Source organism: Enterobacter sp. UNJFSC 003 (assembly GCF_036903355.1).
Classification (GTDB): domain Bacteria; phylum Pseudomonadota; class Gammaproteobacteria; order Enterobacterales; family Enterobacteriaceae; genus Enterobacter.
Map to the genome: position 1 here is coordinate 96655 of NZ_JBAKHK010000008.1, position 13707 is coordinate 110361.

Sequence of the window (13707 nt, forward strand, 5' to 3'; positions counted from 1 at the left end):
CACAATCAGCACACACCCTCAGCAGGAAAAAAATGCTATGAAAAACGTTGGTTTTATCGGCTGGCGCGGTATGGTCGGCTCTGTACTCATGCAACGCATGGTTGAAGAGCGCGATTTCGACGCTATCCGCCCGGTCTTCTTCTCCACTTCCCAGCTCGGCCAGGCTGCACCGTCCTTTGGTAGTACCACAGGCACGTTGCAGGATGCTTACGATCTGGAAGCGCTGAAGGCACTCGACATTATTGTGACGTGCCAGGGCGGCGATTATACCAACGAAATCTACCCAAAGCTGCGTGAAAGCGGCTGGCAGGGCTACTGGATTGACGCGGCCTCTTCGCTGCGCATGAAAGACGATGCCATCATTATTCTCGACCCGGTGAACCAGGACGTCATCACTGACGGCCTGAACAACGGCGTGAAAACCTTTGTCGGCGGTAACTGTACCGTTAGCCTGATGCTGATGTCCCTGGGTGGCCTGTTCGCGCAGGATCTGGTGGAGTGGGTGTCCGTGGCAACGTACCAGGCGGCGTCCGGCGGCGGTGCGCGTCATATGCGTGAACTGTTGACGCAGATGGGTCAGTTGCACCATAGCGTTGCGACCGAGCTGGCAAACCCGGCGTCCGCGATTCTCGATATCGAGCGTAGCGTCACGCAGCTGACCCGCAGCGGCGAACTCCCGGTGGATAACTTTGGTGTACCGCTGGCCGGTGGCCTGATCCCGTGGATCGACAAACAGCTGGATAACGGCCAGACCCGCGAAGAGTGGAAAGGCCAGGCTGAGACCAATAAAATCCTCAACACCGCGTCAGCGATCCCGGTTGACGGTCTCTGCGTACGTATCGGTGCGCTGCGCTGCCATAGCCAGGCCTTCACCATTAAACTGAAAAAAGATGTGTCAATTCCGACCGTGGAAGAACTGCTGGCCGCGCATAACCCGTGGGCGAAAGTGGTGCCAAACGATCGCGATATCACCATGCGCGAACTGACCCCGGCAGCCGTCACCGGCACGCTGACCACGCCAGTTGGCCGCCTGCGTAAGCTGAACATGGGGCCGGAATACCTCTCCGCGTTCACCGTGGGTGACCAGCTGCTATGGGGTGCCGCAGAGCCGCTGCGCCGCATGCTGCGCCAGCTGGCGTAATAATTTGTTAACGACAGGGGGTGATTTTCACCCCCTTTTTTTGCGTACTACATGGAGTAAAACGCAGATGTCTTATTTTTTATCAGGAGGAACCACGTCGTTGGCTATGCTTTAAGGAAGATTCATTTCTCACCTGAGGGTAAGACGGCGCAGAGAGGATTAACTGCACCGTTTAGGTCACATTAAAAGTCGTCCCGGAGCGATTACAAAGGGCGACATAAAAAAACAGGATGAATACCATGTCCGATCGTATTTCGAGAGACGTGATTAATGCGCTTATTGCGGGTCATTTTGCCGACCCCTTTTCTGTGCTAGGGATGCACCGTACAGAGGCTGGGCTTGAAGTCCGCGCCTTGTTACCGGATGCCACAGAAGTGTGGGTTATCGAACCCAAAACTGGCCGCAAGGTGGGCAATCTGGAATGCCTCGACTCACGTGGATTCTTCTCGGGCGTAATGCCTCGCCGTAAAAACCCTTTTCGTTATCAGCTCGCCGTCATCTGGCATGGTCAGCAAAACTTGATTGACGATCCCTATAGCTTTGGCCCGCTCTTAAAAGAGATGGATGCCTGGCTACTGTCCGAAGGAACCCATTTACGCCCCTACGAAACGCTGGGTGCCCATGCGGATACCATGGATGGTATCACCGGGACGCGGTTTGCCGTGTGGGCGCCGAATGCCCAGCGCGTCTCCGTTGTCGGGCAGTTCAACTACTGGGATGGTCGCCGTCACCCGATGCGCCTGCGCCGGGAAACTGGTATCTGGGAACTGTTTATCCCCGGCGCGCACAACGGTCAGCTCTACAAATTCGAGATGATCGATGCCAACGGCAATCTGCGTATGAAATCCGACCCGTATGCCTTTGAAGCGCAGATGCGCCCGGATACCGCCTCGTTGATTTGCGGGTTGCCTGAAAAGGTTGTTCAGAGCGAGGAGCGCAAGCAGGCCAACCGCTTTGATGCGCCAATCTCAGTCTATGAAGTCCACCTCGGCTCCTGGCGTCGGCATACGGATAACAACTTCTGGCTGAGCTATCGAGAACTCGCCGATCAGCTGGTGCCGTACGCCAAGTGGATGGGCTTTACCCATCTTGAGCTGCTGCCGATTAACGAACACCCGTTCGACGGGAGCTGGGGCTATCAGCCAACTGGGCTATATGCGCCGACGCGTCGCTTCGGCACGCGCGATGACTTCCGCTATTTCATTAATGCCGCGCACGCCGCCGGGCTGAACGTGATCCTGGACTGGGTGCCAGGCCACTTCCCGTCGGATGATTTTGCGCTGGCAGAGTTTGACGGCACGAAGCTGTATGAACACAGCGACCCGCGCGAAGGTTATCACCAGGACTGGAACACGCTTATTTATAACTACGGTCGACGTGAAGTGACGAACTTCCTGGTGGGGAACGCGCTGTACTGGATCGAACGCTTCGGGATTGATGCTCTGCGCGTCGACGCGGTGGCCTCGATGATCTACCGCGACTACAGCCGTAAAGACGGGGAGTGGATCCCCAACGAATATGGCGGTCGTGAAAATCTCGAAGCCATTGAGTTCCTGCGTAATACCAACCGCATTCTTGGCGAACAGGTAGAGGGCGCGGTGACGATGGCGGAAGAGTCGACCGACTTTCCTGGCGTTTCTCGCCCGCCGTCAATGGGCGGCCTGGGGTTCTGGTACAAATGGAACCTGGGCTGGATGCATGACACGCTCGACTACATGAAGCTGGACCCGGTTCATCGCCAGTATCACCACGACAAGCTAACTTTCGGCCTGCTCTACAATTACACCGAGAACTTCATGCTACCGCTGTCGCATGATGAAGTGGTGCATGGCAAAAAATCCATCCTTGACCGTATGCCGGGCGATGCATGGCAAAAGTTTGCCAACCTGCGCGCCTACTACGGCTGGATGTTTGCCTTCCCCGGCAAGAAACTGATGTTTATGGGCAATGAGTTTGCCCAAGGCCGCGAGTGGAACCACGACACCAGTCTCGACTGGCATCTGCTGGAAGGCGGCGATAACTGGCACCACGGCGTGCAGCGCCTGGTACGCGATCTGAACCTGACCTATCGCCATCATAAAGCCCTGCACGAGCTGGACTTCGACCCGTACGGATTTGAGTGGCTGGTGGTGGACGATCGCGAACGCTCGGTGTTTATTTTTGTGCGCCGCGACAAAGCAGGCAATGAAGTCATCGTTGCCAGCAACTTTACGCCGGTTCCACGCCCGCAGTATCGATTCGGGATTAACCAGCCGGGCAAATGGCGGGAAATCCTCAATACCGACTCTATGCACTACCACGGCAGCAACGCGGGTAACGGCGGTCTGGTTCAAAGCGATGCAATCGAAAGCCACGGGCGGCCAAACTCCCTGAGCCTGACGCTGCCGCCGCTAAGCACCATCTGGCTGGTGCGGGAGGGAGAATGACCCAGCTCGCCGCGGGTAACCCCGAACCGCTCGGGGCACATTTTGACGGAAAGGGGGTGAACTTCACCCTCTTTTCCGCCCATGCGGAGCGGGTAGAACTCTGCGTGTTTGACGGTGAAGGTCATGAGCATCGTTACGATCTTCCGTCACGCACGGGGGATATGTGGCACGGCTACCTGGCCGGAGGACGGCCAGGGATGCACTACGGATTTCGCGTGCACGGCCCGTGGGAACCTTCGCAGGGGCACTGGTATAACCCGGCGAAGCTGTTGATCGATCCCTGCGCGCACCGCGTGGAGGGGGAGTTCAAAGACGACCCGATATTCCACGTCGGCTACGGTGAACCCGATCGGCGCGATAGCGCACCCATCGCGCCGAAAAGCGTGGTGGTACACGATCTGTACGACTGGGAAGACGATGCCCCACCGCGCACGCCGTGGGGCAATACCGTCCTTTACGAAGCTCACGTTAAAGGGCTGACCTATCTGCACCCGTCAATCCCTAAGGCGATTCGCGGCACCTACAAGGCGCTCGCGCACCCGGTGATGATTGCCTACCTAACGCATCTGGGGATTACCGCGCTGGAGCTGTTGCCGGTCGCGCATTTTGCCAGCGAACCTCGCCTGCAAAGACTGGGATTAAGCAACTATTGGGGCTACAACCCGCTGGCGATGTTCGCCCTCGAACCACGCTATGCCGTACATCCGGAAAAGGCGCGGGATGAGTTTCGTGATGCGGTGAAGGCGCTCCATGCGGCGGGAATCGAGGTCATTCTGGACGTGGTTTTGAACCACAGTGCGGAAAGCGATCTCGACGGACCGACCCTCTCACAGCGCGGAATTGATAACCGTAGCTATTATTGGATCAGGGAGGATGGCGATTACTACAACTGGACCGGTTGTGGTAACACGCTAAATCTTAGCCATCCGGCAGTGATGCATTATGCGTATGAATGCCTGAAATACTGGGTGGAAACGTACCACATTGATGGTTTTCGTTTTGACCTGGCCCCCGTGATGGGGCGTACACCGGCATTCAGCCAGCAGGCGCCGCTGTTTGAGGCGATAAAAAACTGTCCGGTGCTCTCGCAGGTGAAGCTGATTGCTGAACCGTGGGATATCGGTGAAGGCGGGTATCAGGTGGGGAATTTCCCCCCCCTGTTTGCCGAGTGGAACGATCGCTACCGCGATGCCATGCGTCGATTCTGGCTGGAGCGGAATCTGTCTCTGGGAGAGTTCGCCGGACGCTTTGCCGGTTCCAGCGAGCTCTTTAAGCGCGACGGAAAATTACCCTCTGCCACCATCAACCTGGTCACGGCTCATGACGGTTTTACACTCCGCGACTGCGTTTGTTTCAATCAGAAACACAATGAGGCAAACGGTGAGGAGAATCGCGATGGCACTAACAATAACCATAGCTTTAACCATGGTATAGAAGGGTTAGGCGGAAGCCTTGACGTTATCGAGCGGCGACGTGCCAGCGTGCATGCGCTCCTGACGACGCTGCTGTTATCACAGGGAACGCCGATGCTGCTGGCGGGCGATGAACACGGCCACAGCCAGCACGGTAACAATAATGCGTATTGCCAGGATAACGCCTTAACCTGGCTCGACTGGGGTGAAGCGAACAGTGGACTCATCCATTTTACCGCTGCGCTGATCCACCTTCGCCAGCGCATCCCCGCGCTCACTGCCGATCGATGGTGGGAAGAGGGCGATGGCAACGTTCGCTGGCTGAACAAAGACGCGCAACCGTTAAGCGCGCAAGAGTGGCAACACGGCGTACCCCGCCTGCAAATCCTGCTTTCGGATAAGTGGCTGGTCACGCTGAATGCGACGGATGACGTCGCTGAGATTGTTTTACCTGACGGGGAGTGGCGCGCTATTCCCCCCTTTGCCGGAGCGGATAATCCGGTAGTTATGGCTGTCTGGCACGGGCCTGCGCACGGAGTGTGCGTATTCCAAAGATGATAAAAAAGGAGTTAGTCATGGTTAGATTAGAGAAGAACGATCCGTTAATGTTGGCACGCCAGCTACCCTTAAAAACGGTTGCCCTAATACTCGCGGGCGGGCGTGGTACCCGTCTGAAAGATTTGACCATCAAACGTGCTAAACCTGCTGTTCACTTTGGTGGTAAATTCCGCATCATCGACTTTGCTCTGTCCAACTGCCTTAACTCAGGCATTCGCCGCATTGGCGTCATTACTCAGTATCAGTCGCATACGCTGGTGCAGCATATCCAACGCGGCTGGTCATTTTTCAGCGAAGAGATGAACGAGTTTGTCGACCTTTTGCCTGCCCAGCAGCGCGTTCACGGTGAGAACTGGTATCGCGGTACGGCCGATGCGGTAACGCAAAACCTCGATATCATTCGCCGCTACGGCGCGGAATACATCGTGATCCTCGCGGGCGACCATATTTACAAGCAAGATTATTCACACATGCTCATCGACCACGTCGAGAAAGGCGCACGTTGCACCGTGGCGTGTCTGCCTGTGCCCGTTGCTGAGGCGACGGCGTTTGGCGTGATGCATGTTGATGCCGACGATAAGATTATCGACTTCGTTGAAAAACCGTCTAATCCGCCAACCATGCCAGGAGACGATACCAAGTCGCTCGCCAGCATGGGGATCTATATCTTTGATGCGGAATACCTTTATGAACTGCTGGAAGACGACGACAAAGACGAAAACTCCAGCCATGACTTTGGCAAAGATATCATTCCGAAAATCACCAAAGCTGGCATGGCGTATGCACATCCTTTCCCGTTGTCCTGCGTGCAGTCCGATCCCAATTCTGAGCCTTACTGGCGCGATGTTGGCACACTGGAAGCGTACTGGAAGGCAAACCTCGACCTGGCCTCCGTCACGCCTGAGCTGGATATGTATGACCAGAACTGGCCGATTCGCACCCATATGGAATCGTTGCCGCCGGCGAAGTTCGTACAGGACCGCTCTGGCAGCCATGGGATGACGTTGAACTCGCTGGTCTCCGGCGGGTGCATTATCTCCGGTTCGGTGGTGGTGCAGTCGGTGCTGTTCCCCCGCGTGCGCGTGAATTCATTTTGTAATATTGACTCGGCAGTCTTGTTGCCGGATGTCTGGGTAGGGCGTTCATGTCGCCTGCGTCGCTGTGTTATCGACCGTGCCTGCGTCATTCCTGAAGGAATGGTGATTGGCGAAAACGCGGAAGAAGATGCGCGTCGTTTCTACCGCTCAGAAGAGGGGATCGTGTTAGTAACACGGGAAATGTTGCGGAAGCTGCAGATCAAACAGGAGCGATAATGCAGGTTTTACATGTATGTTCAGAGATGTTCCCGTTGTTAAAAACGGGTGGTCTGGCGGATGTTCTTGGCGCATTACCCGCGGCGCAAATTGCCAGCGGAGTGGATACTCGCGTACTGTTGCCCGCATTTCCGGATATCCGGCGCGGTATTCCAGATGCAAAGGTCGTGTCGCGGCGTGACACCTTCGCCGGGCGCATCACTCTGCTGTTTGGGCATTACAACGGTGTGGGTATCTACCTGATCGACGCGCCGCATCTCTACGACAGACCGGGGAGCCCGTATCACGATACTAACCTGTTTGCCTATACCGACAACGTGCTGCGCTTTGCGCTGCTCGGTTGGGTAGGGGCAGAGATGGCCGTCGGGCTTGATCCCTTCTGGCGCCCGGACATTGTGCATGCGCATGACTGGCACGCCGGGCTGGCACCGGCCTATCTGGCGGCGCGCGGTCATCCGGCGAAATCGGTCTTTACGGTACATAACCTGGCGTACCAGGGCATGTACTATGCCCATCATATGAATGACATCGATCTGCCATGGTCGTTCTATAACGTTCATGGGGTGGAATTTAACGGGCAAATTTCGTTCCTCAAAGCCGGACTCTACTACGCCGATCACATTACGGCAGTCAGCCCAACCTATGCGCGCGAAATTACGCAGCCGGAGTTCGGCTACGGTCTGGAAGGTCTGCTGCAACAGCGCCACCGTGAAGGGCGTCTGTCGGGCATTTTGAATGGCGTTGATGAAAAAATCTGGAGCCCGGAAACCGACCTTCTGCTGGCAGCACGCTATGGGCGGGAATCGGTAGACGACAAAGCCGAAAACAAGCGCCAGCTGCAGATTGCGATGGGGCTGAAGGTCAACGACAAAGTGCCGCTGTTTGCGGTGGTTAGCCGCCTGACCAGCCAGAAGGGGCTGGATCTGGTGCTGGAGGCGCTGCCGGGGCTGCTGGAGCAGGGCGGGCAATTGGCACTGCTCGGCGCGGGTGACCCGGTGCTACAGGAAGGTTTCCTTGCCGCGGCGGCGGAACATCCTGGGCAGGTTGGTGTACAGATTGGTTATCACGAGGCGTTTTCCCACCGCATTATGGGCGGCGCGGACGTTATCCTGGTGCCGAGCCGTTTCGAACCCTGCGGGCTGACGCAGCTGTACGGCCTGAAATACGGCACCTTGCCGCTGGTGCGACGCACGGGTGGGCTGGCAGATACGGTGTCGGATAGCTCCCTTGAAAACCTGGCGGACGGTATCGCCAGCGGGTTTGTCTTTGAGGACAGTAATGCCTGGTCGCTGCTTCGGGCGATTCGGCGTGCATTCGTCTTGTGGTCCCGTCCATCCCTGTGGCGTTACGTTCAGCGTCAGGCGATGTCCATGGACTTTAGCTGGCACGTTGCGGCGCAGTCATACCGCGACCTTTATCAACGCTTGATGTAACGAGGCGAAGTTACTGATATGAACGCTCCTTTTAGCTACTCTTCACCCACACTCAGCGTTGAGGCGTTAAAGCACTCCATCGCCTATAAGCTGATGTTCACCATCGGGAAAGATCCGGTTATCGCCAATAAGCATGAGTGGCTGAACGCCACTCTGTTTGCCGTGCGTGACCGTTTAGTCGAACGCTGGCTGCGCTCCAACCGTGCGCAGCTCTCACAAGAAACGCGTCAGGTTTACTACCTGTCGATGGAGTTTTTGATAGGCCGTACCCTTTCTAACGCGCTGTTGTCGCTCGGCATTTATGACGACGTAAAAAACGCGCTGGAGGAGATGGGGCTGGATTTAGAAGAACTGATTGACGAAGAGAACGATCCCGGCCTTGGAAACGGTGGCCTGGGGCGTCTTGCCGCCTGTTTCCTGGATTCGCTGGCGACGCTGGCACTGCCGGGCCGCGGCTACGGTATCCGCTATGACTACGGCATGTTCAAGCAGAACATCGTCGACGGACGTCAGAAAGAGTCCCCAGACTACTGGCTTGAATACGGTAACCCGTGGGAATTCAAGCGCCACAACACCCGTTATAAAGTGCGCTTTGGCGGGCGTATTCAGCAGGAAGGTAAAAAATCCCGCTGGGTAGAAACGGAAGAGATCCTGGCGGTAGCCTATGACCAGATCATTCCCGGCTACGACACCGATGCCACCAACACGCTGCGCCTGTGGAGCGCCCAGGCCAGTAGCGAGATCAACCTGGGTAAATTTAACCAGGGCGACTACTTTGCGGCGGTGGAAGATAAAAACCACTCCGAGAACGTATCTCGCGTGCTTTATCCGGATGACTCGACCTATTCCGGACGTGAGCTGCGGCTGCGTCAGGAGTATTTTCTCGTCTCCGCGACCATTCAGGATATCCTGAGTCGTCACTACCAGCTGCACAAAACCTACAGCAATCTGGCGGAGAAAACCGCCATCCACCTCAACGACACCCATCCAGTCCTCTCTATTCCGGAGCTGATGCGCCTGCTGATGGATGAGCATAAGTTCAGCTGGGATGACGCGTTTGAAGTGACCTGTCAGGTGTTCTCGTACACCAACCACACGCTGATGAGCGAAGCGCTGGAGACCTGGCCGGTGGATATGCTCGGCAAAATTCTGCCACGCCATCTGCAAATCATCTTTGAGATCAACGACTACTTCCTGAAAACGCTCCAGGAACAGTATCCGAACGATACCGGCCTGCTGAGCCGCTCCTCGATCATTGATGAATCCAACGGTCGACGCGTGCGTATGGCGTGGCTGGCGGTGGTGATCAGCCATAAGGTTAACGGGGTGTCTGAGCTGCACTCAAACCTGATGGTGCAGTCTTTGTTCGCGGACTTCGCGAAAATCTTCCCGACGCGCTTCTGCAACGTGACCAATGGCGTGACCCCACGCCGCTGGCTGGCGCTGGCGAACCAGCCGCTGTCAGACGTTCTGGATGAAAATATTGGCCGTACCTGGCGAACCGATTTAGGCCAATTGACCGAGCTTGAACAGCATATTGATTTCCCCACGGTGAACAAAGCCGTGCGTGAAGCCAAGCTGCTCAACAAGAAACGCCTGTCGGTCTGGCTTGCACTGCATCTGAATGTGGTCGCTAACCCAAAAGCGCTGTTCGATGTGCAGATCAAACGTATACATGAATACAAACGCCAGCTGATGAACGTCCTGCACGTAATCACTCACTACAACCGCATCAAGGCCGATCCCACGGCGGATTGGGTCCCCCGGGTGAAAATCTTTGCCGGTAAGGCGGCTTCGGCCTATTACATGGCGAAGCACATCATTCATCTGATTAACGATGTGGCGAAAGTGGTGAACAACGATCCGGACATCGGCGATAAGCTGAAGGTCGTATTTATCCCGAACTACAGCGTGAGCCTGGCGCAGCTGATCATTCCGGCGGCGGATCTCTCCGAGCAGATTTCTACCGCGGGGACGGAAGCGTCCGGCACCAGTAACATGAAGTTTGCCCTGAACGGCGCGCTGACCATCGGCACGCTGGACGGCGCCAACGTCGAGATGCTGGAACACGTGGGAGCGGAAAATATCTTTATCTTCGGTAATACCACGGAAGAGGTGGAGGCGCTGCGCAGGCAGGGCTACAAACCGCGCGAGTATTACGAAGAGGATGAAGAATTACGTCAGGTGCTGACGCAAATCGGTACCGGTCTTTTCAACCCTGACGAACCAAGCCGCTATCGTGACCTGGTGGATTCGCTGATTAACTTTGGCGATCACTATCAGGTGCTGGCGGATTATCGCAGCTACGTGGACTGTCAGGATAAGGTGGATGAGCTGTATCGCCATCAGGAGAAGTGGACCAGCGCCGCGATGTATAACATCGCCAACATGGGCTATTTCTCGTCGGACAGAACCATCAAAGAGTATGCCGAGACGATCTGGCATATCGATCCGGTACGGTTATAAAAAATGAAGCCCGGTGGCGCTGTGCCTACCGGGCTTTTTTTAACAATCAAGACGCTAACGACAGCTCGCGCTTTCCTGCGTTTTGCGCCAGCCACTGCGCTACGCGAGACTGCTGTTCTGCGTTCAGCCACATCCCTTCTTTGGTACGACGCCAGATAGCATCCTCCAGACGGCGCACCCACTCGTGCTCAACCAGATAGCGCAGTTCGGCTTCGTATAGCTCATGACCAAAATGTTCACCCAGATCGGCAATCTCTTTTGCGTCGCCCAGGAATAATTCGGTATTGCTGCCGTAGGTACGGGCATAGTGACGAGCCATTCCTTCGGTGATGAACGGGAAGCGACGGCGCAGTTTCGCGGCGTAATCGTCGCGATTATTGCCGATGTCACCGCCGGGCAGCACGGCACCTTTGGTCCACGCCGGGCCAATGCCTTTGTAGTACGGCGCCAGTTTTTCTAGCGCATGCTCGGCCAGCTTACGGTAGGTGGTGAGCTTGCCGCCAAATACCGACAGCAGCGGTGCCTGTCCGTCTTCGTCGTGAATATCAAGCGTGTAATCACGGGTGATGGCCTGCGGCGAGTCAGATTCATCATCGCACAGCGGACGCACGCCGGAATATGTCCAGACCACGTCATCGCGGCCCAGCTGTTTCTTAAAGTGCGCGTTATACACTTTCAGCAGATAGCTCACTTCGCTCTCGTCGATCTCGACGTTTTTCGGATCGCCTTTGTATTCCACGTCGGTGGTACCGATGATGGAGAACTCGTCCATCCAGGGGATAACAAACACGATGCGCTTATCTTCGTTCTGCAGAATGTAGGCCTGCTTCTGGGTATGCACGCGTGGCACCACAATGTGGCTGCCTTTAATCAGACGAATGCCGTACGGCGAAGGCAGATGCATGCCGTCATCAAAGAACTGTTTCACCCATGGGCCGGTCGCGTTCACCAGACCGCGCGCTTTCCAGGTAAACTTCTCGCCGGTATCAATGTCTTCTGCTTCAACAATCCACAGGCCGTTTTCACGACGTGCTGCGGTAGCACGCGTGCGGGTTTTCACCTCGCCGCCTTTCTTCTGAACCATCTGCGCATTGGCCAGAACCAGACGCGCATCGTCTACCCAGCAGTCGGAATATTCGAATCCGCGCACGATTTCAGGCTTAAGCACCGATTCTGAGCCAAAACGCAACCCGTTCGAACCCGGCAGGCTGGTACGTTTACCCAGATGATCGTACATAAACAGACCTATTCTGATCATCCACGCCGGACGCAGGTGCGGGCGGTGTGGCAGGCGGAAGCGCATCGGGATGGCAAGATGCGGCGCCATTTTCAGCAACACTTCACGTTCGGCCAGCGCTTCGCTGACCAGGCGGAACTCGTAGTGTTCAAGGTAGCGCAGGCCGCCGTGAATCAGTTTTGAGCTGGCGGACGACGTCGCGCAGGCGAGATCGTTAGCTTCCAGCATCAGTACGGATAAACCGCGTCCTGCGGCATCGACCGCAATACCGGCACCGTTGATGCCACCGCCTATCACAATCAGATCTTTGGTTTCCATAACACCCTCATGCACTTTCGTTAAAGCTCAGAAATGTTCGATATCGCTCATAATAGCAAAGGAACGCGCCTTTGGTAACATCAAAAAAACAATTTAGAGTGATATGGATAACATAATGGCGTTTACCCGCCGCCAGGACGTACACTACGAGGTAAAATCGTGCCGTTGACCACTGTAAAGAGAACACCATGGATCAGTTTGAATGTATTAACGTAGAAGAAGCCCACCAGAAAATGCACCAGGGAAAGGCGGTGCTGGTGGATATTCGCGATCCGCAAAGTTTCGCTATGGGCCACACCCCGGGCGCATTTCATCTGACCAACGATACGCTGGGCGCGTTTATGCGCGATAACGACGTTGAAACGCCGGTCATGGTGATGTGCTACCACGGCAACAGCAGTAAAGGTGCGGCGCAGTATCTGCTTCAGCAGGGCTATGAGGCGGTGTACAGCGTCGACGGTGGGTTTGATGCCTGGCATCGTCATTTCCCGGCAGAAGTTGAGCACGCGTTTGATCGCTGATACCGCTATACTGTCCCCTTTTGTGTGGAAATAAGCGACCGCCGCCCATGTTGATGATCACCTCCTTTACCAATCCGCGCGTCGCCCAGGCGTTTGTCGACTATATGGCGACGCAGGGCGTTATTCTGACTATTCAGCAACATACCCAGACCGATGTCTGGCTGGCCGACGAGAGCCAGGCCGCGCGAGTCAACGAAGAGCTGGCGCGTTTTCTGGAGAATCCCGCAGACCCACGCTATCTGGCCGCAAGCTGGCAGTCTGGCCAGACGGACACGGGGCTGCACTACAGCCGCTTTCCTTTCCTTGCCACCATCCGCGAACGCGCAGGCCCGTTTACGCTCCTGTTAATGGCAGCCTGTATTCTCGTCTTCATTATTATGAACGTGGTGGGTGACCAGCGCGTGATGATCGCGCTGGCGTGGCCGTACGACCCGTCTCTGCAATTTGACGTCTGGCGCTACTTTACGCATGCGCTGATGCACTTCTCCGTCATGCATATTCTCTTTAACCTGCTGTGGTGGTGGTATCTCGGCGGTGCCGTAGAGAAGCGTCTTGGCAGCGGTAAGCTGATTGTGATTACCGTGATCAGCGCCCTGTTAAGCGGCTATGTGCAGCATAAATTCAGCGGGCCGTGGTTTGGCGGTTTATCCGGCGTAGTGTATGCCCTGATGGGCTACGTCTGGCTCAGAGGCGAGCGCGATCCAGAAAGCGGCATCTCTCTGCAGCGCGGATTAATTACCTTTGCGTTAATATGGCTAATTGCCGGATGGTTTGATGTGTTTGGTATGTCTATCGCGAATGGCGCTCACGTTACCGGGCTGGCCATTGGGCTGGCGATGGCCTTTGCCGACACGCTGCATGCGCGAAAACGAACATAATTCC

Annotated in this window: 9 protein-coding genes; 8 read left to right on the forward strand and 1 reads right to left on the reverse strand. The window is 56.0% G+C overall.

What is annotated here, in order from left to right; genetic code table 11:
- The first annotated feature begins 37 nt into the window (after positions 1–37).
- The 6 genes from asd (at position 38) to glgP (ending at position 10749) form a co-directional block, all read left to right on the forward strand.
- Entirely contained in the window at positions 38–1141 is a 1104-nt protein-coding gene (gene asd, locus V5P19_RS17525; protein ID WP_334405549.1) for an aspartate-semialdehyde dehydrogenase, read from the forward strand.
- 239 nt (positions 1142–1380) lie between these two features.
- Positions 1381–3567, forward strand: coding sequence for a 1,4-alpha-glucan branching enzyme (glgB, locus tag V5P19_RS17530; protein WP_334405551.1), 2187 nt, complete (start codon positions 1381–1383; stop codon positions 3565–3567).
- Entirely contained in the window at positions 3564–5537 is a 1974-nt protein-coding gene (gene glgX, locus V5P19_RS17535; RefSeq protein ID WP_334405553.1) for a glycogen debranching protein GlgX, read from the forward strand. Before glgB ends, glgX begins: the two co-directional genes overlap by 4 nt.
- A 17-nt stretch (positions 5538–5554) precedes the next feature.
- Positions 5555–6850: a glucose-1-phosphate adenylyltransferase gene (gene glgC / locus V5P19_RS17540; protein ID WP_334405555.1), complete on the forward strand. Its 1296-nt coding sequence runs from the start codon at positions 5555–5557 to the stop codon at positions 6848–6850.
- Positions 6850–8283 carry a glycogen synthase GlgA gene (glgA, locus tag V5P19_RS17545; protein ID WP_334405557.1) on the forward strand — a complete coding sequence of 478 codons (1434 nt, stop codon included), beginning with the start codon at positions 6850–6852 and terminating at the stop codon, positions 8281–8283. Before glgC ends, glgA begins: the two co-directional genes overlap by 1 nt.
- 18 nt (positions 8284–8301) lie before the next feature.
- On the forward strand, positions 8302–10749 hold the full coding sequence (glgP, locus tag V5P19_RS17550) for a glycogen phosphorylase (protein ID WP_334405559.1): 2448 nt from the start codon (positions 8302–8304) through the stop codon (positions 10747–10749).
- 46 nt (positions 10750–10795) lie between these two features.
- Here the strand turns inward: glgP and glpD are convergent, their stop codons facing one another.
- Entirely contained in the window at positions 10796–12304 is a 1509-nt protein-coding gene (gene glpD / locus V5P19_RS17555) for a glycerol-3-phosphate dehydrogenase (protein ID WP_334405561.1), read from the reverse strand.
- Between the two features lie 188 nt (positions 12305–12492).
- Here glpD and glpE point away from each other — a divergent pair, with 188 nt between their 5' ends.
- Together glpE and glpG are read left to right on the forward strand one after the other, a co-directional pair.
- The gene (gene glpE / locus V5P19_RS17560; RefSeq protein ID WP_334405564.1) at positions 12493–12825 is read left to right on the forward strand and encodes a thiosulfate sulfurtransferase GlpE; all 333 of its coding nucleotides are present in this window, start codon (positions 12493–12495) and stop codon (positions 12823–12825) included.
- Positions 12826–12872: 47 nt separating this feature from the next.
- Positions 12873–13703, forward strand: coding sequence for a rhomboid family intramembrane serine protease GlpG (gene glpG / locus V5P19_RS17565; RefSeq protein WP_334405566.1), 831 nt, complete (start codon positions 12873–12875; stop codon positions 13701–13703).
- Positions 13704–13707 lie beyond the last annotated feature (4 nt).

What these genes read in the sequence shown, in the direction of transcription:
- glgC (WP_334405555.1), top strand. Translation starts at nt 5,555, where the DNA reads ATGGTTAGATTAGAGAAGAACGATCCGTTAATGTTGGCACGCCAGCTA.
- glgA (WP_334405557.1), top strand. Translation starts at nt 6,850, where the DNA reads ATGCAGGTTTTACATGTATGTTCAGAGATGTTCCCGTTGTTAAAAACG.
- glgB (WP_334405551.1), top strand. Translation starts at nt 1,381, where the DNA reads ATGTCCGATCGTATTTCGAGAGACGTGATTAATGCGCTTATTGCGGGT.
- glpE (WP_334405564.1), top strand. Translation starts at nt 12,493, where the DNA reads ATGGATCAGTTTGAATGTATTAACGTAGAAGAAGCCCACCAGAAAATG.
- asd (WP_334405549.1), top strand. Translation starts at nt 38, where the DNA reads ATGAAAAACGTTGGTTTTATCGGCTGGCGCGGTATGGTCGGCTCTGTA.
- glpG (WP_334405566.1), top strand. Translation starts at nt 12,873, where the DNA reads ATGTTGATGATCACCTCCTTTACCAATCCGCGCGTCGCCCAGGCGTTT.
- glgX (WP_334405553.1), top strand. Translation starts at nt 3,564, where the DNA reads ATGACCCAGCTCGCCGCGGGTAACCCCGAACCGCTCGGGGCACATTTT.
- glgP (WP_334405559.1), top strand. Translation starts at nt 8,302, where the DNA reads ATGAACGCTCCTTTTAGCTACTCTTCACCCACACTCAGCGTTGAGGCG.
- glpD (WP_334405561.1), bottom strand. Translation starts at nt 12,304, where the DNA reads ATGGAAACCAAAGATCTGATTGTGATAGGCGGTGGCATCAACGGTGCC.